Source organism: Shewanella sp. Actino-trap-3, assembly GCF_002836275.1.
Taxonomy (GTDB): Bacteria; Pseudomonadota; Gammaproteobacteria; order Enterobacterales; family Shewanellaceae; genus Shewanella; species Shewanella psychromarinicola.
In genome coordinates this window covers 1,855,502-1,875,078 of the sequence record NZ_PJCE01000001.1, presented here as the reverse complement: position 1 = coordinate 1,875,078, position 19,577 = coordinate 1,855,502, and the positions used below count along the sequence as shown (strand labels likewise).

General features: G+C 39.0%; 14 protein-coding genes and 1 tRNA gene. 10 read left to right on the top strand and 5 right to left on the bottom strand.

What is annotated here, in order from left to right; translation table 11 throughout:
- Nucleotides 1-6: 6 nt before the first annotated feature.
- Both cydB and cydX read left to right on the top strand, forming a co-directional pair.
- Complete coding sequence (gene cydB, locus CXF80_RS07975) at nt 7-1,146, top strand: cytochrome d ubiquinol oxidase subunit II (RefSeq protein WP_101032377.1); 1,140 nt, start codon at nt 7-9, stop codon at nt 1,144-1,146.
- A 17-nt stretch (nt 1,147-1,163) separates the two neighbouring features.
- Nucleotides 1,164-1,274: a cytochrome bd-I oxidase subunit CydX gene (gene cydX / locus CXF80_RS07970; protein ID WP_101032376.1), complete on the top strand. Its 111-nt coding sequence runs from the start codon at nt 1,164-1,166 to the stop codon at nt 1,272-1,274.
- 468 nt (nt 1,275-1,742) lie between these two features.
- Here the strand turns inward: cydX and CXF80_RS07960 are convergent, their stop codons facing one another.
- The 3 genes from CXF80_RS07960 to CXF80_RS07950 form a co-directional block, all read right to left on the bottom strand.
- Nucleotides 1,743-3,749, bottom strand: coding sequence for a methyl-accepting chemotaxis protein (locus tag CXF80_RS07960; protein WP_101032375.1), 2,007 nt, complete (start codon nt 3,747-3,749; stop codon nt 1,743-1,745).
- Nucleotides 3,750-3,891: 142 nt separating this feature from the next.
- Entirely contained in the window at nt 3,892-6,969 is a 3,078-nt protein-coding gene (locus CXF80_RS07955) for an efflux RND transporter permease subunit (protein WP_101032374.1), read from the bottom strand.
- Nucleotides 6,966-8,087, bottom strand: coding sequence for an efflux RND transporter periplasmic adaptor subunit (locus CXF80_RS07950; protein WP_101032373.1), 1,122 nt, complete (start codon nt 8,085-8,087; stop codon nt 6,966-6,968). The genes CXF80_RS07955 and CXF80_RS07950 overlap by 4 nt, the downstream gene beginning before the upstream one ends.
- A 241-nt stretch (nt 8,088-8,328) precedes the next feature.
- On the opposite strand from CXF80_RS07950, the gene CXF80_RS07945 reads away from it, so the two are divergent.
- Together CXF80_RS07945 and CXF80_RS07940 are read left to right on the top strand one after the other, a co-directional pair.
- The gene (locus CXF80_RS07945; protein WP_101032372.1) at nt 8,329-8,979 is read left to right on the top strand and encodes a TetR/AcrR family transcriptional regulator; all 651 of its coding nucleotides are present in this window, start codon (nt 8,329-8,331) and stop codon (nt 8,977-8,979) included.
- Between the two features lie 106 nt (nt 8,980-9,085).
- Nucleotides 9,086-10,033 (top strand): hypothetical protein, encoded by a 948-nt coding sequence (locus tag CXF80_RS07940; protein WP_101034714.1) that lies wholly within the window; start codon nt 9,086-9,088, stop codon nt 10,031-10,033.
- 271 nt (nt 10,034-10,304) lie between these two features.
- On the opposite strand, the gene CXF80_RS07935 is transcribed toward CXF80_RS07940, so the two are convergent.
- Nucleotides 10,305-10,751: an LPP20 family lipoprotein gene (locus tag CXF80_RS07935; RefSeq protein WP_101032371.1), complete on the bottom strand. Its 447-nt coding sequence runs from the start codon at nt 10,749-10,751 to the stop codon at nt 10,305-10,307.
- Nucleotides 10,748-11,458 carry a FlgO family outer membrane protein gene (locus tag CXF80_RS07930; RefSeq protein WP_101032370.1) on the bottom strand — a complete coding sequence of 237 codons (711 nt, stop codon included), beginning with the start codon at nt 11,456-11,458 and terminating at the stop codon, nt 10,748-10,750. Before CXF80_RS07930 ends, CXF80_RS07935 begins: the two co-directional genes overlap by 4 nt.
- A gap of 270 nt (nt 11,459-11,728) precedes the next feature.
- On the opposite strand from CXF80_RS07930, the gene CXF80_RS07925 reads away from it, so the two are divergent.
- From CXF80_RS07925 to CXF80_RS07905, 6 genes are all read left to right on the top strand, one after another.
- Entirely contained in the window at nt 11,729-12,937 is a 1,209-nt protein-coding gene (locus CXF80_RS07925) for a flagellar assembly protein FlgT (protein WP_101032369.1), read from the top strand.
- Nucleotides 12,938-13,171: 234 nt separating this feature from the next.
- A tRNA-Arg gene (locus CXF80_RS07920) sits at nt 13,172-13,247 on the top strand.
- 218 nt (nt 13,248-13,465) lie between these two features.
- Nucleotides 13,466-13,717 (top strand): hypothetical protein, encoded by a 252-nt coding sequence (locus CXF80_RS20080; protein WP_157822197.1) that lies wholly within the window; start codon nt 13,466-13,468, stop codon nt 13,715-13,717.
- 505 nt (nt 13,718-14,222) lie between these two features.
- A complete protein-coding gene (locus CXF80_RS07915; protein ID WP_101032368.1) occupies nt 14,223-15,710 on the top strand; it encodes an SIR2 family NAD-dependent protein deacylase in 1,488 nt (495 codons plus the stop codon).
- A gap of 2,574 nt (nt 15,711-18,284) precedes the next feature.
- Nucleotides 18,285-18,902, top strand: a complete 618-nt coding sequence (locus CXF80_RS07910; protein WP_101032367.1) for a DUF6988 family protein — start codon at nt 18,285-18,287, stop codon at nt 18,900-18,902.
- Nucleotides 18,903-18,926: 24 nt separating this feature from the next.
- Nucleotides 18,927-19,568, top strand: coding sequence for a hypothetical protein (locus CXF80_RS07905; protein ID WP_101032366.1), 642 nt, complete (start codon nt 18,927-18,929; stop codon nt 19,566-19,568).
- The last annotated feature ends 9 nt before the right edge of the window (nt 19,569-19,577 follow it).

Sequence of the window (19,577 nt, the reverse complement as noted above, 5' to 3'; positions counted from 1 at the left end):
CTAATTATGTTTGATTATGAAGTATTAAGATTTATCTGGTGGGCATTAATCGGTGTGTTATTTATTGGTTTCGCCGTGACCGATGGCTTTGACATGGGCGTAGGTGCGTTATTACCGATTATTGGTAAAGACGATACTGATCGCCGTATTATGATTAACACTATCGCACCGCACTGGGACGGTAACCAAGTATGGTTAATCACTGCCGCCGGCGCATTATTTGCCGCTTGGCCTATGGTGTACGCCGTATCATTTTCAGGCTTTTATGTGGCGATGATGCTAGTGTTATTTGCATTATATCTGCGCCCAATTGGCTTTGATTATCGTTCTAAAATTGAAGACCCAAGATGGCGTAAGACATGGGATTGGGCTTTGTTTGTGGGCGGTTTTGTGCCACCGCTAATCATTGGCGTGGCATTTGGTAACTTGCTGCAAGGTGTGCCTTTTAACTTTGATGAGTTTTTACGTGCAACTTATCATGGCGGTTTCTTTGGTTTATTAAATCCGTTTGGTTTATTGGCCGGCCTTGTGTGTGTCACTATGTTTATGATGCAAGGGGCTTCATGGTTACAAATGAAGACAGATGGCGAATTAAGAGTGCGCAGTGTTAAGGCTTCGCAAGTTTGCGCAGGTTTATTATTTGTGTTCTTTGCTGCCGCAGGCGTTTGGTTAGTCAACGGTATTGATGGATATGTGCTTACCTCAACCCTTGATCTTGCTGGTCCGTCAAATCCAACCACCAAAACAGTCGCCATTGAAGCGGGTGCTTGGTTAACTAACTATGACAAGTATCCTATTTCGATGTTATTCCCGGTATTAGGGTTACTCATGCCATTATTAGTGATTTTAGCCAGTCGTTTTAATCGCAGTGGATTTGCATTCTTGTTTAGTTCACTTGCTATTGCTGGTGTGATTGTCACTTGTGGTGCCGCGATGTTCCCGTTTGTTATGCCTTCATCATTAGAACCTAATGTCAGCTTAACCATGTGGGATGCTACCGCCAGCAAAATGTCACTTAAAGTGATGACAGTTGCCGCGGCTATCTTCGTACCGACAGTATTAAGTTATACTATCTGGACTTATTACAAGATGTTCGGCCGCTTAAATCGTGAGTTTATTGAAAACAATAAAAACTCACTTTACTAAATTAAGGAGCAACGTCTATGTGGTATTTTGCGTGGATTTTAGGGGTGTTGTTAGCGTGTGCATTCGGTATTATCAATGCGTTATGGCTAGAAAATACTGAAAATATGGATCGTAATAACGAACTCTAAAGGTTATATCGTTCGATAAAAAAACCGCTTTGGTAACAAAGCGGTTTTTTATTGGGCGCAAAACCAAAACCAAAACCAAAACCAAAACCAAAACCAAAACCAAAACCAAAACCAAAACCAAAACCAAAAACAAAACCAAAACCAAACGTAGATAGACGGTTGATGGGTCACTATGGTTAACACATGCCTGGGCTTTACCATGAGATAGCCAGAGTCATTCCTGTTATCAATGACAGTTTGGTCGTCAATAATGTGTCTAAAGCAAGTCAGTTAAGCGATGATAGCGGGGGAAAGGGCTGGAGAATAAACGGGATGAGAGATAAATAAACGCCGTTGAATGACTCAGAGTTCAAGTCTGTAATCTCATACTTGAACTCTGAGCATATAACATGACGATTTTATGCGTCAGTAGCGCACCTATAGCAAGTCAATATGTGCAAATGGCTGTATTTTATTAATTTACGATCCCTAACTGAGATTAAATACCGCTATCTGTTGTTTGATACTGACCGCAAGCGCGGTTAATTGCTCTGCATCACTCACCGCTTTTGTGGCTCGTTCATCACTATTTTGTGCCAGCGTAGCGATGGTATGTAAGTTGTGAGACACCTCATCTGCCACTGTGCTTTGCTGTTTGGTGGCACTGGCTATACTGGATGAAAATATCGCCATTTCGCCGATATTCTGATTAATCTGACTGAGTTGGTTATTAACAGTATTAGCTTGTTCAGCTGACGATGCCCCCAATTGCTGGCATTGGTTCATTTGTGTGGCGGTGTATTTTACTTGCTGTTGTAATGTGCTGATAGTCGAGCTTATTTCACTAATTGAACGCTGCGTTCTTTGTGCCAGAGAGCGTACTTCATCAGCAACAACCGCAAAACCACGGCCTTGTTCACCCGCTCTGGCGGCTTCAATCGCGGCATTCAAGGCGAGTAAGTTGGTTTGTTCTGCAATACCATTAATGACCTCTGTCACTAGACTAATGGCTTGGCTCTCATTGCTGACACTTTCAATATTTTTTTGACTTTGAATGAGTTGCTCACTCAAGGATTGAAGCGCGGTAACCTCTTGGGTTAACTGAGCATGTCCTTGAGCGGATGCGCTATCAATTTCTTGCGCTTGTTGGGCTCCTTGACTGGCATTTTGTGCCACATCTTTAATCGAAGAAGACATCTCTTCGATAGCGGTCGCAATTTGCTCTGTTTGGTTTAACAGTGCCTTTGCCTCATTACCATTCAATTTTGACGTTTCTTGACTAAGGTTTGCTTGGGTTTCTAAGCTGATGACAGACTGTTTTAATAACTCAATTAATTCAGCTAAATTAGCCGCCATTTTGGTGACACTTATAGTGATTTGGTCAACTTCATTGCGACTGTCTTCGGGGCATTGGACAAAACTTTGCGAAAGATCGCCTTGGCCTAATTTAGCGATTTGGCCCTGTAGGAGCTTTAATGGCTTCATGGCACGATTAATCACAGTAAACAATAAAATGGAAATAAACACTATCCCAAGTAACGCCAATATTGCGTTGGTTTTTAACATTGCTACGCTTTCATTACTTAATTGTTTTTCGGGAACAAAACCGACCAAAGTCCAATTCCAACCGGGAATATTGACTGAATGAGAATACATCTGTTGATCAGACAACGAGGTGTAAACCCAGCTGCCTCTATCCGTAAGGGCCTTTTCAAGTGATAGACCATCAAACAATGCTTCATCGAAAGGCGCTTGGGTGTTTAATTCACGATGAGAGATCACGTAATTATCGGCATTACGGATAATGGCATAAGAACCTGATTCTTCAAGTGTCAGCTGTTTAAGCGAGCTTTGAATTTGTTCAACCGATTGGGTGATATCAAAACCGATAAAAAGGATAGCGTTGACTTTACCGCTGTCATCTTTTAACGGACGATAAATGGTCATGTAGTCTTTGCCAAAAAGCTTGGCATAACCTTCAAATTCTTCACCGTTAATCAACCCCTGATAACCTGGGTGATTGACACCCAAATAAGTGCCTAATGCACGCTTACCGTCTGTTTTTTTCAGCGATGTTGACACGCGAACAAAATCATCATTATCGCGAGCAAATATCGTGGCAACTCCGCCGGTAAGTTTCGAAAAGCGATCGACGTTATTGTTTGAATTATTAACTTGCTCATTATCATGGGCCAGTACAGGAGTCTTAACCCCTAACACTTCAACGCTGCGATCTTCTATTGAGAATGTTCCTGGATATAAGGTGCGAAGAATATCGGCATTTCGTCTGGCTAAGGACTGCATACTGTTGTACTGCAGTTCAATTAAATGAGCATTACTCTGCATTTGCGACTTGATGGCTTGAATCGCTTTATCATGCAATACAGTGGTTGCCGATAGATAGGAAAACCAAGACATGGCGCTAAAGATAATGATAGATAACAATATGACAAGAGAGGCTATTTGTTTTGATATAGGCCAGTTTTTATAATTCATATACTCTTTCTTATAATTATATTGATGATTAATCTAGAATAGATATGATCCCTGCAACGTAATTTACATTGAAAGTGTACTGATTATCGAGTATTTAGCATAAAGTGTGACACGGATAGATATTAATATTTTATAAATAAACTTATTCCGTTACACGATTTTGGTCATGAAATATATACTGTTTTTTGGGCTTCATTAATAAGGTATACATTACCGGTACCCAAATCAGTGACAGCATGGTGGCCAATAATGTGCCGCCGGCAATCGCAATGGCAAACGGTGGCCAAAATCCACCACCGGCAATGATTAACGGTAAAAAACCGCCTATGGTGGTGATGGTCGTGGAGCCAATATGACGCCCACAAGTGCTCACGGTACTAATGATTAACGGTATGTGTCCATTTCGGGCTTGAGGAACATCTTCCAGTTCAGCCAAAATAACAATCGCCGCATTAATGGCTAAGCCCATTACCCCTAGTAACCCGATTATCACGGTAAAACCAAACGGATAACCAAATACATACACAGACAGTAATCCTAAACCGGCCGATTGAAATGCACTCAGTAGAATGATTGCCGTTAATCTAAACGAGTTAAATGACAGCACGACCGTGGTGAGTAACAAGGTCACCACCACCACAATGTTGGATAATAAATTACCCACAGCTTCATTACGTTTGGCGCTTTCACCACCTATTTCAATATGATATCCCGTCGGAATGGTTAACTTATCGATAGCATCTTTGACGTCGATTAATACCTGAGCTGGCAATACACCACTGGTGATATAAGCCTCGATGGTATTGACTCGTTCGCCGTTTCTGCGCGGTATTGCCCCCCGACTAACGTTGATTTCGTTATAAGATAAAGCGGATAACGGTATACCTGAGCCCGAAGGGGAAACCAGATTTATTTCAGCTAAGCGAGTCGCTTGTTCACGGCTGTTATCACCTAAACGAACGCGAATTGGCAGCGATTCCGTTTGTTCTAAAATACTGCCACCAATAATACCTGTGGTCGCCATTTGAATTTGATTGGCAATATCGGTCAGGCTTAACCCGCTCATTAAACTGGCGTCTTCATTGACCTGTAACCACACTTTTGGCGCACCTGAACTGAGCGTTGCGCGGGTGTGAATGACATCGGGGGTCGCGGCGAAGATCCCGCGCACTTCTTCACCCAATATTTTCAAGGTATCAAGATTAGGGCCGTAAATACGCAGTTCAACAGGGGCGTTAAAGGGCGGGCCTTGTTCAAGTTTAAGGACTAATATTTGTGCTTGTGGAAATTGCGCATCTAACTCTTTTTGCAATTGTAAAATCAATCGATTTGCCGCGGCAAAATCGGTCACTTTAATCATTGCTTGGGCGTAATTGGTTGCCCCTTGTTGCCGCTGAGTTAAGTTGTAATAAAAAGAGGGTGTATTGCCGCCAACAACCCAAGTGGCCTCTATAATTTCTTCAATTTGTTGCAGTTTGTTATCAATCTGTTTGACCTGTTCGAGGGTGTTCTCGATACTGACATGAGGCGCCAAATAGACTTCTATTTGAAACATATCGCGATCAGAGGGTGGGAAGAATTGTTCAGTCATTTTCCCTGCGGCAAAAAAGCCCGCCATAGGCAATATACCAATAACGATGGCGGTGAGTATTGGCCGAGTTAACGCAAACTGTAAACTGGCGATATACGCACGGCTTATCCGCGGAAACGCCATGCCTTGCTGATACCAAGCCGTTGGTTTTTCACTGCGACTGAATCGACCCGCAAGTCCTGCAATAATGGTATGAGAAATAATGTATGAACCCAGCAACGCAAACATCACTGAGATCGCAATACCACCCACAAACTCACCCGCAGCCCCTGGCATTAATACAATAGGTGCAAAGGCTAGCATGGTGGTAATGGTCGAACCCGCCAAGGGTAGCCATAAATGGTGTAGCGTTTTAGACACAGCTTCAAGTTTACTCATACCTTGTTGACGACGTTGGGCTATCGCATCAACAATCACAATCGCATTATCGACCATAATGCCCAGCGCAACCACCAAACCTGTCACCGACATTTGGTGAATAGGCAGTCCGGTATATTTCATACAGGTGAGGGTAAAGAGTGCCGTTAGTGGCAGTGATATAGCCACAATCATTGCATTGCGAAGTCCTAATGTGAGCATCAATACTGCTAAAATAATCACAAATCCCTGTAACAGGTTAATCACCAAACCGCCTAATCGGTCACTGGTATAGCTTTGTTGGTCAAACAGCCATTGCACCTTAATATTAGCCGGCAAGTTAGTTGAAAACGCATCTATGGCCTTGCTCACGTGCTGTTGCCACACATCGACTCGATTATTATTCAACATGCGCGCAGACACTAATACGCCTTGTCGGCTGTCGATTAACGCGATACTCGACGCGGGGGTTTTGGCTTGGCGAGTAATGTTGGCCACATCACCTAAGCGAATAATTTGACCGTAATCGTCTACTTTTAATGGCACTTGACGGATACGGTTTTGTGAGTCTAATTCGCCAGAAACCTCAACTAAGGCTCTAAATTGACTATTGTTGATTTCACCGGCTGAAATTTTGCTATCAGCATTATTTAAAATTGCGGCAATTGCGGCAGGAGTAAGATGCAATTGACTGATTTTATTGCCATCTAACTCAACTAAAATTTCTTCTTCAGGTGCGCCATAAAGTTTGACAAAGTCAGTGCCGCTGAGCAGCCTTAACCGGCTTTGTAATTCTTTGGCGTAACGATTCAAAATATCGGCTCTTACCGGGCTATTATCTGCCCAAACAAGCCCTAAAATAGCAGTATTGGCATAACCGAGTTGATCATCTAGCACACTATTTTGTGCTTCTACAGGCAGCAAGGATTTACTGTCGGCGATAAGATCCCGTGCTCGAGACCACACCGGATCGGTCTCGGTGACAGTGTCTTTTAATTCTAATTGAATCACCGAAATCCCTGGGCGAGAAGTCGACTGGACGAGCTTTAAATCTTCTAAACGGCGTAATTGATTTTCGATGACTTCGGTGACTAATGCTTCTACTCGTTCAGCGGACGCCCCTGGGTACTGAGTAATAACCGATGAAAAGCGATTGGTTATATGCGGATCTTCGGTGCGTGGCAAGCTTGAAATAGCACCTAACCCAGCCACAATTAATAACGCAATAAATAAGCTTGTTAGGCGGCCATTTTCTAAAAATGCCTTAATCATAACGCCCCCTCGTGCTCAGTTTGAGCAAGGGTGACTTTTTGGCTTACCACCAATTTATGCAATCCTTGCGACACAATCATATCCGTTGCCTGAATGGCGCCCTGAATATACGCTTGTTGTTCATTGGTATAGATAATGTCTACATCCCGGCGTTCAATCAGATAGTAATCTTGCTCTGCTTTGGCTAATAAAAATACGTTCCATAACCCGCGCACGCCATCAGTTAATGCCGACATGGGCACCCAGTAACCGGGTTGTTGCACATCTTGTTGATAAGCGAGATAGGCTATTTCGCCATTGATCACTCTGGCTGAATCAGGCAAAAGGATCCGTAACTGAACCGTGCGGCTAATGGTATTGACTTCGGCACTGATCCCCGCAATTTCAGCGCTAAAGGTTTGTTTGCCTACACGGACATCCACCATTTGTTGGGTGGTTAATTGCTGAGCAATATCAATCGGCACACCAATATAAGCTAACGGCTGACTGTTACCGATTAAGGTAAAAACCGGACTGCCTAATGCAATAACTTCGCCGACATTATGAAAACGTTGACTGATTTTGCCACTGAACGGGGCAAGTAATGTTGATTTTTCAAGTTTCAACGTAGTGGCTCTTAAGCTTGCTTCTATACGTTTCTGGTTGGCTTGTAAGCTAATAACTTGTTGCTGGGTTTCATCGAGTTGCTGCTCAGAAACATAGTTTTGTAGCTTCAACTTTTGAGTGCGTACTAAGGTATTTTTGGCTAAATCTATATCCGCTTGGGTTTGTAATAAACTGGCTTGTAGCTGTTGTTTTTCTGCGGTTAATAAATCGGTATCAAGCTGCGCTAATGTTTGGCCTTTTGTCACCGTATCGCCGCTGTCGACCAGGATATTATTGAGCTTACCCGCCAGCTCAAAACCAATCCCGGTGGTATTTGCCGAGCGAATGGTACCGGTATAGGTTTGCATGTGCTGATAATGGTCATTTAGCACTAAGGTCTGTGACAATACCGTTTGATACTCAATTGTTTGCGAATGTTCTTTTACCTCAGAGCCACAACCGCTTAACACTATTAAGCTTAAACCTAGCGCCCAGTATCGAATAAATGGGGTGAATGTCTTTGACGCGTACATAAGTTTATTCCTTGAAAAGCAACAGATTGTGTCAATGTTGATTTGTCTTCTGAGCAGAGGTTAATATCAATAAGTGAATGCATTAACAACAACCGCAAGATGTAATTTAAATGTTAACTAGACTCGGTAGTCTAATTTTATAAAACTAGACTGTCCAGTCTATTTTTGGTTACTATGACACTAAATAGTGAGCAGTACGCAGACACACGATATGGCTTAATGGCTAACTTACGGAAAAATCATGACAAAAGATCTTATATCGCTTAATAACGACGGACAGATTCATTTGAGCTGCAGTGAGCAAAAGCGGGCTCAGATACTCGAGTCTGCCATTACACTTTTTTGTCATCAGGGTTTTCCTCATACCAGCATGGATGAAGTGGCAAAGCATGCCGGAGTGTCAAAGCAAACCGTGTATTCTCACTTTGGTTGCAAAGATGATTTATTCGTTTCCGCGATTGAGTCTAAATGTGTTGTGCATCAACTCACTAACAATGCTTTAATTGATGCAAGCCAACCTCAACGAGTTATTTTGCTGTTTGCGCTGCAATTTGGTGAGATGATTGTCAGCAATGAAGCCATGACCGTATTTAAAACCTGCGTAGCTCAATCCGATACGCATCCTGAAGTGTCTAAACTATTTTATGACGCGGGCCCAAAGCATATATTAGGCTTGATCAGAAACTATTTAATAAAAGTCAATGAGCATGGGGTATATCTGTTTGAAAACCCCCATGAAAGCGCGGTAAGATTGTGTTTGATGTTATTTGGCGAACTAAAATTACGCTTGGAGTTAGGCCTAGAAATAGGCGACCTACTGCTAACTAGACAGCAGTACTTACACGACACAGCCGACATGTTTTTACGGGCTCATAAAGTCGGCTTAAAATAAACTCAACTCAAAATTGAACTTAATTGGCCAGATCACAGTATCAGTACAGCAACTAAGCCAAAGTAATATTGAGTTTATCTTATTATTTGAAGGGAAGCAGATTGATATGACACGTTATAACGCTAAGCTAGATGTTGTTAAGGTAATCGGGTCTAAATCACTAAAATTATCATTATTATCAATAATGTGTACATCTGGCCTGCTGTTAAGTCAGCAAGCGATTGCCGCACCAGATCGTTCACCGTTTTCATTCACCGTGGCTCGTACATCAACCGCCACCGCTAATGTTGGGGCCGATAATACCAACCCAAATGAATTACAACGAGATGCATGGAAAACCAGCTTTTCGGCAAGCATGCCACTCAATCGTCAGTGGTCTATCGGTGCCAACCTTGGCTACGATAACCTCGATTATGATTGGCGCATAAACCAAAATACCCAGCTACGCAGCAGTGCTCAACCTTGGTCAAGCATAAATCAGTACAGTGGCGGTTTATCATTATCTTATCGTCCTGATAATCATTGGATGTTTTTAGTCGCGCCTAAACTGCAATATGCTTATGCCGACACCGCCTCAGCGTCAAATGCGCAAAGTTACGGTGTGGTCGCATCGGGAATGTATCGTTTCGACTCTGGCAATATGCTCGGCCTTGGGGTTGCGTATTTAAATGATATTTCAGAAGTGCGTACCATTCCTTATTTAGCGGTTCGCTGGCAGATAAGCGATAAGTGGGTACTTGCTAACCCGTTCCAAGCCGGTTTTAGTGGCCCAGCAGGTTTGGAGTTAAGTTATCAATACAATCGTGACTTAAGTTTTGGTGTTGGCAGTTCACGTCGCACCGAGCGTTTTTTAATTGCCGATGATGACCAAACTATCGAAGTGACTGAGTGGGTCGGATTTTTGCGCACCGGATGGCAAGCTACCAACAATGTCAGCCTTAATGTTTATGCTGGTTATTATTTTGGTGGTGAAATGGAATTAAGCAATCCTGATCTTACTGACGATATAGAGAATCAAGCGGCATTCGGCTTAGTGTTCGGGGTTAAATTTTAATTACAACCACACTCGCTAAAAGACAGATTAAATCTTCATTGTGGTGTTAAAAACCTCGCAAAGTAGACTCAAACATAAAAACAAAAAATGCCGCTGATATCGGATATCAGCGGCATTTTTATCAATATTTTGTAGACGACTTTGGCTTAATGTCTGTCAATTAACAATCACTAGTTACCTATCATAACTAATAACTAATAACTAATAACGCTTAACGCTAAAGTCCAAAGTCCAAAGTCTAAATCTTGCATCTTAACCTTGAAGCAGAACCTTAAAAGTAAGTCACATTTTTCATGCGTGTAGGGCGATTTTGTTGCGCGTACAATTGCCATACTTGTTTAAAATCCAGTTCTAGTTCAGTGACATAAAATTCACCTGCAGGGTAGGTCTTTACCACCTTTGCGCCGCGGATAATGCCGCTAACACTGGACTTAACCATGTCATCAGTTAATAACCACTCACTAACGTTACTGCTAGCAGATATTTGTTGGCCATAAACTTGTTCCGCTAACTCACGGTAGGCGGCAATTTTTGATGCCTGCATCGCCATTAAAATACGGTGTGATGGCTCCTTGCTGGGCTGCGTTGCTAGTGGTGCATACCCAATAGCGGTTAAGGTTGGAAACGAAGCCGGCGCGGGGTTTTCCAACTGAACATTTTTACCATGGCTCATACAGCCCGTTAGCAGCAATAACATAACTAACATCATAGATTTCATTGCTTATCTCCTAATACGGTGTAACGACTGTCGCCTCGTTTTTGGTGGCGATACAGCAAACCATCGCGCGACTCGATTATTTCAGAAGGCTGCAAATAACCCGACAAGCTCGATGCCGTCACAAATGACTGCACCGCAGAAAGGACCCTATTATTGGTTATATTTACCACCCGGGCGTTAAATACAATCCCTTCAGGTGTTAGGGTCATGGTTGACACTAATACGTGTGACACGGGCAAATCTGTTCGCAATAGCTCCCAATTTCGGCTCAGCATAAACTCGCCTTGTTCGGTTGCGCGTAAATTAGTCGCCACGTTTAAATCGACTAAATTAAATTCATGGGCGTGAAACGCTGCGAGTAATCCTTGCTGTAACTGTAATGCTAACTCATTGGTTGCATTTAAATCGCTGGTCATTACCGGCGTGGTAATTAACAGTGGTTGATCAGGGCGTAATACGTCATTTTGTAACACTAATTCGTTGACCAGTTTTTCTGCCCATACATTCACCTGGCCTTTAGGTGATAATCCCGCGGCTTGAATATCATAAGTGAGCTTATCCCGATAAACCTCATCTTCATCGGCCACTTTGATATAGCTACCATTGTTACTAAAGGCAAGGTTACTGGCAGCATTAGGCGTTTGGGTGCATGCCGCTAACGACAACGACGCCAGCATGACGGTGGGGATAAAAAGCCTGTTAATCATAATAATTCCTCTAACAAATCATGCTGCAAGTCTTAATATAAATGAGTCATTTAATCGCCTTTGTTATCGATAACTAAGGTCAATTGTTTACTCTTTATTATTTGTAACCTTATATCGGCAAATGCGCTAAAAGCTTTACTGTAATTGAACAACATAGAGAATACCCACTAACATAGGTAGTCGGCATAATTCTTGCTTTAAATAAACATAGAGTAAGCTTAATTTACACAATTGTGCAAAATTGACGATTTTTTGACATTAGGACATTGTATGTTGATCCGACACCGCCCTGTTAACCGAACTAAAAGCTTCAGTCATCTTGCTGCAATAGCCATGCTATGGGTGAGTGCCTTGTGTGTTTCTCCGTCGGTATTGGCAGAGCAAATGGAAGTTACCGGCAAGGCTAAAATCGTTAATGGCGATATTGATAAAGCTCGCGAAGAGGCCATCAGTCAGGCATTAAACTATGCCAGTTTAAAAGCTGGGGTTAACTTTTCCAGCGAACAACAAGTCAATCAAGGTCGACTCACTCAAGATAGCTTTCAAATTCAGCGTATGGGATCGGCTAATAACGTTGAATTAATGAGTGAAATGATCAGTGAACACATGATTACAGTGGTTTTACAGCTTGATCTCAGTGAACAAGCATTCGATGGACAATGTAAAAGCCAATCCCTCAAAGCCGCCATTATGTTGCCGCAATCCTATTTGCAAGAGCGCGAACAGTTACGTTATGGGCAATTAGCACACTTTGAACAACGGATCACCGAACAATTAGGCAAGGTTATCAACGCGCAATCGCGATACAGTTTTGTACGATTACATGCCGATGAAAAAATTGATAACACCAATCAGTTGGTTAACTTTAAAGGTTATCGCATACCCAGTTGGTTAGGCGAAATCACCGACAGCCAATATGTGTTGCAACCCGAAATTATTGATATATCCACCGAGCCCGTGCAAAGCAGTTATATGGGGTTGATCGATGATGATCCGCTAAGGCAATTTATTTTTAAATTAACCCTTTACCATGGCATCAGTGGTGAAAAGGTATGGACAGAATCTTTCGCAACATCAGCGCCTTGGGAGTTTGAAAGACAAGAAACAGTATCACCTGCTAACCAACGTTTTTGGCGTTCATCTTATGGTCAGGCTATCAGTGATATTTTTCAACAAAGCGTGATATCACTGGATAAACAATTAAACTGTCGGCCATTATTAGGCCAAATTGTCGCAAGGCAAGGGGACCGCATCATCATTAATTTAGGCCGAAAAAACGGCGTTAAAATGGGTGATAAATTCCAAATCGTACTGCAAAAAAATATCCCAGATAGATTTAATTCCATGCGCGCCATCGCCACTAAAAGTCGTGCCACTGTGGTCATCGAACAAGTTACCGAAGACAGTTCAACGGCAATGCTTGAGGGCATAGACAGTGCAGATAACATTCAATTGAATGACATTGCGATTAAGAATTAGGCCATTAAGCATTAAAGTCTAAGAGAAGTGACTTTTAATAAAGAGACTTTTAATAAATCGATAGTTAAGACATAGCTTGTTAATAAATAGCTCGTTAATAAATAGATGTTTGATAAATAGATGCTTAATAAATAGACCAGAACAAAAGAGATGGTTAAGCATTAGTTGGTTATTAATCAAGCAATTAAATTTAAAAGGTTTAATTCGACTCTAAACTCAGTATAATCACTGGGTCTCTCTATAGCTCAACAGGATAGAGCAGCCGCCTCCTAAGCGGCCGATCGGGGTTCGAGTCCCTGTGGGGAGACCATATAGCCTCTTTTATCCCTAATTTTCAATAAGTTATCAATAAGTTATCAATAACTTACGAGAAACCGGAAAAGTTGTGCCGCCTAGGTGCCGCCATAGAAAACCCTTTTATTGTGAACTTTTTTTCGAGCCTTCTTCAAAATTCCACTTTTCGATAGTTTGAACCCCATCATAGACCTTAATCGCTGTTTCTCATTGTTTGCTTGTTAAAAGTAAAACTTGGAATACTCAATCGAGCAATACTCATGGGTAAGATTTGCCAAAGATCACGCAATTGATGTCACTCAGGACGATCACTATGCAATAAATATGGATACTGGTGAACGTTGGGACGAAGATTATGGGCCTATTGAGGTTGGTGGTTACGGTGGCATAATACTTCAAGCGTTACCTCTGGAGTTAGAAGCTAAAGTACAAGCCAGAACCCAAGTCATGCTTGAACTAAGCAAAAAACTGCAAAAACTAATCTAAATCGAAAAAGGTGCTCCTCACCCTGAGGAACACCGTTTTGAACCTCACAAGCGAAAAAGCCTACAAATTTGCGAAATAATGAAGTGAATAATGAAGCTAACAGCTGTTAGATGCTGATTCAGGCAAACCCATTTGCAAACAAAATTGATATTGATCATCTCTTATAGAAAAATACTAAGGGTATTTTGGTTTTAACTGGCTATTAATCGCTCATTTAAAAGAGTAGTATCGACTCTATAAATAGATATGCAACATAAACTTAAGGACGAGTTATGAACCCACCATCACAGCTATACGCTGTATACCTCCAAGCCGCTAGCAACAACATAGCGGAACACTACATGGATTCATCCAATGCAGCTAATTAGTACAAAATAAAATTCTGTTGTACTTCAAAATAGAGTATGTCCAGAAGTAGATTAAAGGTAATTATAGTTTTAACCACCTAAAATTATCCGCTATTTCTTTATTCAACCTTTTTAACAAATATTCTAGGTTTATAATAATGTCCTTAACTCCATCCTTAATCACAGCTCTGACCAGCAAAAGCATCTTACCCTTAGTTGGTGCAGGTGTTTCAATGTCAATACGAAATAAACATGGTGAACAGGTATTTCCAAGCTGGAAGGGATTATTAGAAAGTGCAGCAGAAAAATTATTAGAAGAAAAAGAGACAAATAACTCCACATTAATCACCACATTTCTAAACCTAAATGATTATCAACAAGCAGCAAAATATGCTTATGAAGGTCTAATCCATAAAGGAATGTGGCATGATTTTATTCAGGAACAGTTTGATATAGAATTATCTTGTTTAGACGTAGAAAGTGCAGAACTACCAAAATCCATATGGAAGCTAAGCAACCAGATAATAACGCTTAATTATGATAAAATACTATTATGGGCTTACCCTGGAAGTTCAGCTCAAGTTTCATTATTAAGAAATGATGCGCACGCTAATTTACCAACCATTCTAAATAAAAAAGAAAAACCAATAGTTTGGCATTTACATGGTAGCATTGATGATACGGCTAAACTTATTTTAACTCCAAAAAGTTACTCAAAGTTATATTCGACATCAGATCAAACAAACGAAGAATACCAATCAGCAATTCAAACGTTAAAAAATATAGTCGCCACCCGAAGTTTACTTTTTATAGGATGTAGTTTAGAAGATGCTGAGTTATTAGCAGAAATAAACAAACAGAACCAATTGTTTTCTGGTGCTAGCAAGCCACACTTTGCACTAATCAAAGAATCAAATAAAAGTTCAATACAAGAAAAGCTGAAAGGCATAGCTATAAATATTATAACTTTTGAGGATTATGGAAGCCAACTTGTTGATAAAATTAATGAAATGGCAACATATACAAGTACATCTGCTGTTGCCAATGAGCTAGCAACTATAGAAAACATACCCAACATCAGCGTAAAGCAAGAATCTAAAGTTGCATTTTTATCTGCAAACCCTTTTGGTGAAAATACTGACTTCCAACCTATTATTAAAGAGTTGAAGAAAATACCGTACACGATTCACTGTTTTCCGCTAACAGAACAGAACCTACAAAAACTATCAGGATTTGATTATGTTTTTATTGCTAGCAGAGTCATAAAAGACCGTTTAATTATTGAGGATGACGATGCATGCACTAGCAAGATTGATTTTATTGACTTGCAGAAAAATGCAGACCTAGGTGATAAAAAATGTGTGTTCATATTTACCGACAAACCTATTGAAAAAAGTAAAGTTGAAGGCATAAAATTTCCAGCTTTAATATTACCATTCCTTGAAAATATTGATTTTAAAAAAGAACTATCTTGTTTTATATTTCAAATTTTCAAAAAAAATAATATAAAACATTATCAAGATTCTTGTTTGATAGTGAATGGTGAAAATATTATACTACCACAAAATGAATTACCTACAAATAAACTCGACAATAGTATAGTTAAATACGAAACTAAATTGCCAAGAAATATAAATAAAACATAATTAAAACGTTCATTGGAAGAACTGAAGATTTAGTATATTTAAGTCATGAAATGTCAAAACTAGAAAATGATAATGGATTCATTACAATCAAAGGAACTGGAGGTTTAGGTAAAACAACTATATCAAAATATTAGCAATTAAATCATCTGAAAGAGGAAGGTTTAATGGAGGTATTACATTCATTGATTGTGAACATCTATTAAATTATGATCAATTTAAATTCCGCATAGCTTCAACTTTTAATCTAGAACAGGTTAGGGATATTGAAGATCATTTAACAGACAATTTTGACAATAAATCAAGATTAATAATATTGGATAATTTTGAAACATTACTTCAATTAGAAGATAGTGAAATAATATTAAACTTATTGAGTTTATGTCTGGATTCTCTAGTATAATAGTCACTTCAAGAGAGTTTCTTAAAATTGATGGTGAAATACCTATACATTAAGACAAATGACTTTAGATGAAGCCTTCGAACTATTCGTTAGTAGACTAGTTAAAGTGAGTTATCCTCAAAATTAAAGAAATTCGTTAGAGATGAAATAATTGATAAACTGCTTGATAAAACCCATTGGCTATAATAATTATAACTTCAAATATTTTACCATCCAAAGTCTATATACATTACATGATGAATTAAAGACTTCTTTACTATATCGAAGAAGATTTAAGTTTATTCGATAACGCAACGGATATACATATCGATAGAAAAATCATTATATGGGTCTATACTGTATTCGTATAACATGTTGCATGATAATGAAAGAAAACTTTTGAAAAACTTTCTTTATTTCAGATGGAATGATATAGAAAATTTCAAAAACTAAACTCTCACTCTAAAGATAAGAGCATAAAAATCAATAATAAGTGATAGTATACTTAAAAATTACAAAATAAATCACTAATTGAAGAAAACAATAATGGTATAAAACTGCAATCTATTATAGGAAGATTTGCAGAGCGAAAGCTAAGGAAGAGAAAGAAACAGGTTTTTGATTCAGTATTTGAATTCAACTACTTCATGTCTGATTTACTTACTGACTTATTAGAGTCACCTAGTATAAGGACAACACTCTAAGTTTAAGTATCTTTGATAAGTGTCAGAATAACTTTTGAAATCAATGTATTACCTAGATGATTTTCTGCATCAATCGATACAAAGTAAAATATATAAATTATAGAAACATTTATTCTTAGGTATTTGCTCACTAAATAATTTTATAAATATTCTAAATGAAAATATAGTTGCATTCTCAAACATTCACTTAAAGGCTGTAAATGCAATTATTGAAAATGCTAGTTATTACAATGGTGACTTTGAAAGGGCACATGATAAACTTAGAGAATTGTACCTTTAGATACCCTGAAAGATCTTGATATGAACTGCCAAATAGAACGTATTATATTCTATGCGGCATTCAATATACTCGATGGAAGGGAACAAGCTTATATATGATCTTTTAGATGGAGACACAATCAAATTCTAAGGAAAGCATTGGTATTGAACTAGGGATTTTGATGATATCACTCTCAAAACATTGATTTTATATACTTTGAACTTAAATATTTCACAAACAAATTGATAATAAAGAGATTGATGATTATTTGGCTTTCTTGCACGAAAAGAACATGTAGAAAGAATACAAGTTTCATATATCAGAGCTAAAGTAAAACCTTTAGAAGAGAATTAATTAATAGTTTCGTTATCATAAATCCTTATACATTCGGTCTAAAATGTTTAATGCTTGCTTTTGTGAATGCGATTTAGAAAAACAAAATTATTACATAGAAGCTATCAATAATTTAAAACATTAAGTTTTATTATATAAAGCCATTTATTGGTATGCTAGATTTTAAAACACATAATAATAGAATACCTTGATACTTATTCAAATGGTCTTGAATTATCTAAAAACACAGATATCGTTATTTAGAATACCTTTTGATGAATTGGAAAGTCTTACCAACCTTATTTATAGCTCTAAATATTATCCACAACCTGACTTTAAACAACTAAACAGCGAGTTAACTGAGCCACTCATTGTAAAAAGTCACGAGGATTTTTATCATATAACTCATGACTCAGCTTAACTAATATACCATAACACATTGATTTTATAACACTAGAGTAACTGTCCAGCTCACTTGCTGCAATAGCTGTAAGTGAACACCGATAAGATTCGACACCTTTATCAAAACAGGTAACTCTCACTTTTTCAAGTTGAATGTCAGATCAAGTCGAGACTAATAAATCTATAATTATTAGATCCTAAAAATTTGCTCCCTTAGATAGCAATTCTATTATCTGTTTAGTTTTATTTATCAAGCAGCTCTCTTCTCGTCCTCAGAGAGCTGTTCTATCTCCCTTACAAGCCTATCAACTTTCGATTCATGCTTAAAAGTGTCTAATAAATACGCAATGTTGATCCCTAGCTCTTGTCTATTCATATTCAATATCGAAATGAGAGTAGGTGTTGTTTTTAATCGATATTGACTACCTGTTCTCGTAGCTCCCTCTGTAAATATTTAGTAAACTTAAATGAATCGTTTATGAATAATTAGGTTAAGCATGGATCCGCTTCTCTCTCGCTCTGCTGAGTTCGAAAATTTTGTTAATGGGCTGCTAGTTCATCCTGAAGCACAACAATCAAAACGAACGGAAGGCGCTCGTATTCTCTGCGCAGTTGTTATGGAGCATGCTCTGAGTATTAAAATTCTGATGCACTCAAATGCCTTTACATCAGCATTAGGTCTATTAAGGCTTCAATATGAGGCTCTGGTTAGGGCTCATTGGATGATTTTTGCAGCATCGGATATTATGGTCGATAAGTTACTTTCAGAGCTTACAAATGAGTCTGCTCAAGCGGCTAATTCAATACCTATGGTCGGTGAAATGATGAAGGCAATGGAAGGGAAAGCACCACAAAACGCACTTCAACCGCTACTTGAATTCAAAGATAATTCATACAAGTCGCTCAGTTCTTACATTCATGGGGGCATACACGTCATAAGCCGTAAGAAGCAGGGCTACCCAGTCATACTTTTGGAAAATGTCCTTAAAAACTCTAACCAACTCAGCGGTGTCGCAGGGTACTTTTGGTCTCATCAGACTCAGAACCCGCTGATTATTGCTAATGCCATGGCTTCTTTTAAAAAATATCAGGATTGCTTTAATTACGCCCCGTAAATACCGAACACTTTGGAGTATAAAATGGAATTTGAAATAATCTTAAAGCTGATTACTGGTGTCGGTGCAATTTTCGGAATTGCCTTGACCTTATCCCACCTCTTTGCACAAAAGAGCACTGGGAAACTAAAAAAATATGAAATATTCAAGGAAATTAAGGAACTCATAGAAATAAATGAACCCCTTAACTATTCAACAGCCTGTGTAGCTTTGGGCTGTCTAGTTAAACGAGAGTTGTCTCTTTTGGAGATAAAGTGGTTCATCAATACCCCGAATGCTTTTAAATACTTATACTCCTTTAGCCAGCAAGGACAATACATAAAAATATCTAATGATGGAAAATCATTTGTGTTCAAAGAAAAGTATGTATCTTGGAAAAGTAGGCTATTTGAAGCCACAAAGCTATTCTCTTTATATTCACTACTTGCTTTTGTAGGCATTTATACTGCTATTTTCGGTCTATTACACTCAGATATGAAAAGCGACCTTATATTTTTATGTACAATTGGACTAGGCTTGGTACTTTTCGGTTTATTTTTCTTAAACCAACTTGTTATTCTAAGTAGCACCAAACATCTACTAAAACAAAAATTTAGCAATGAAGACTTCTCTGTAAATCTACAAGAAAACATAGAAACCTTTACCGAATGTAGTCAATCTAGTTAATAATTTTTC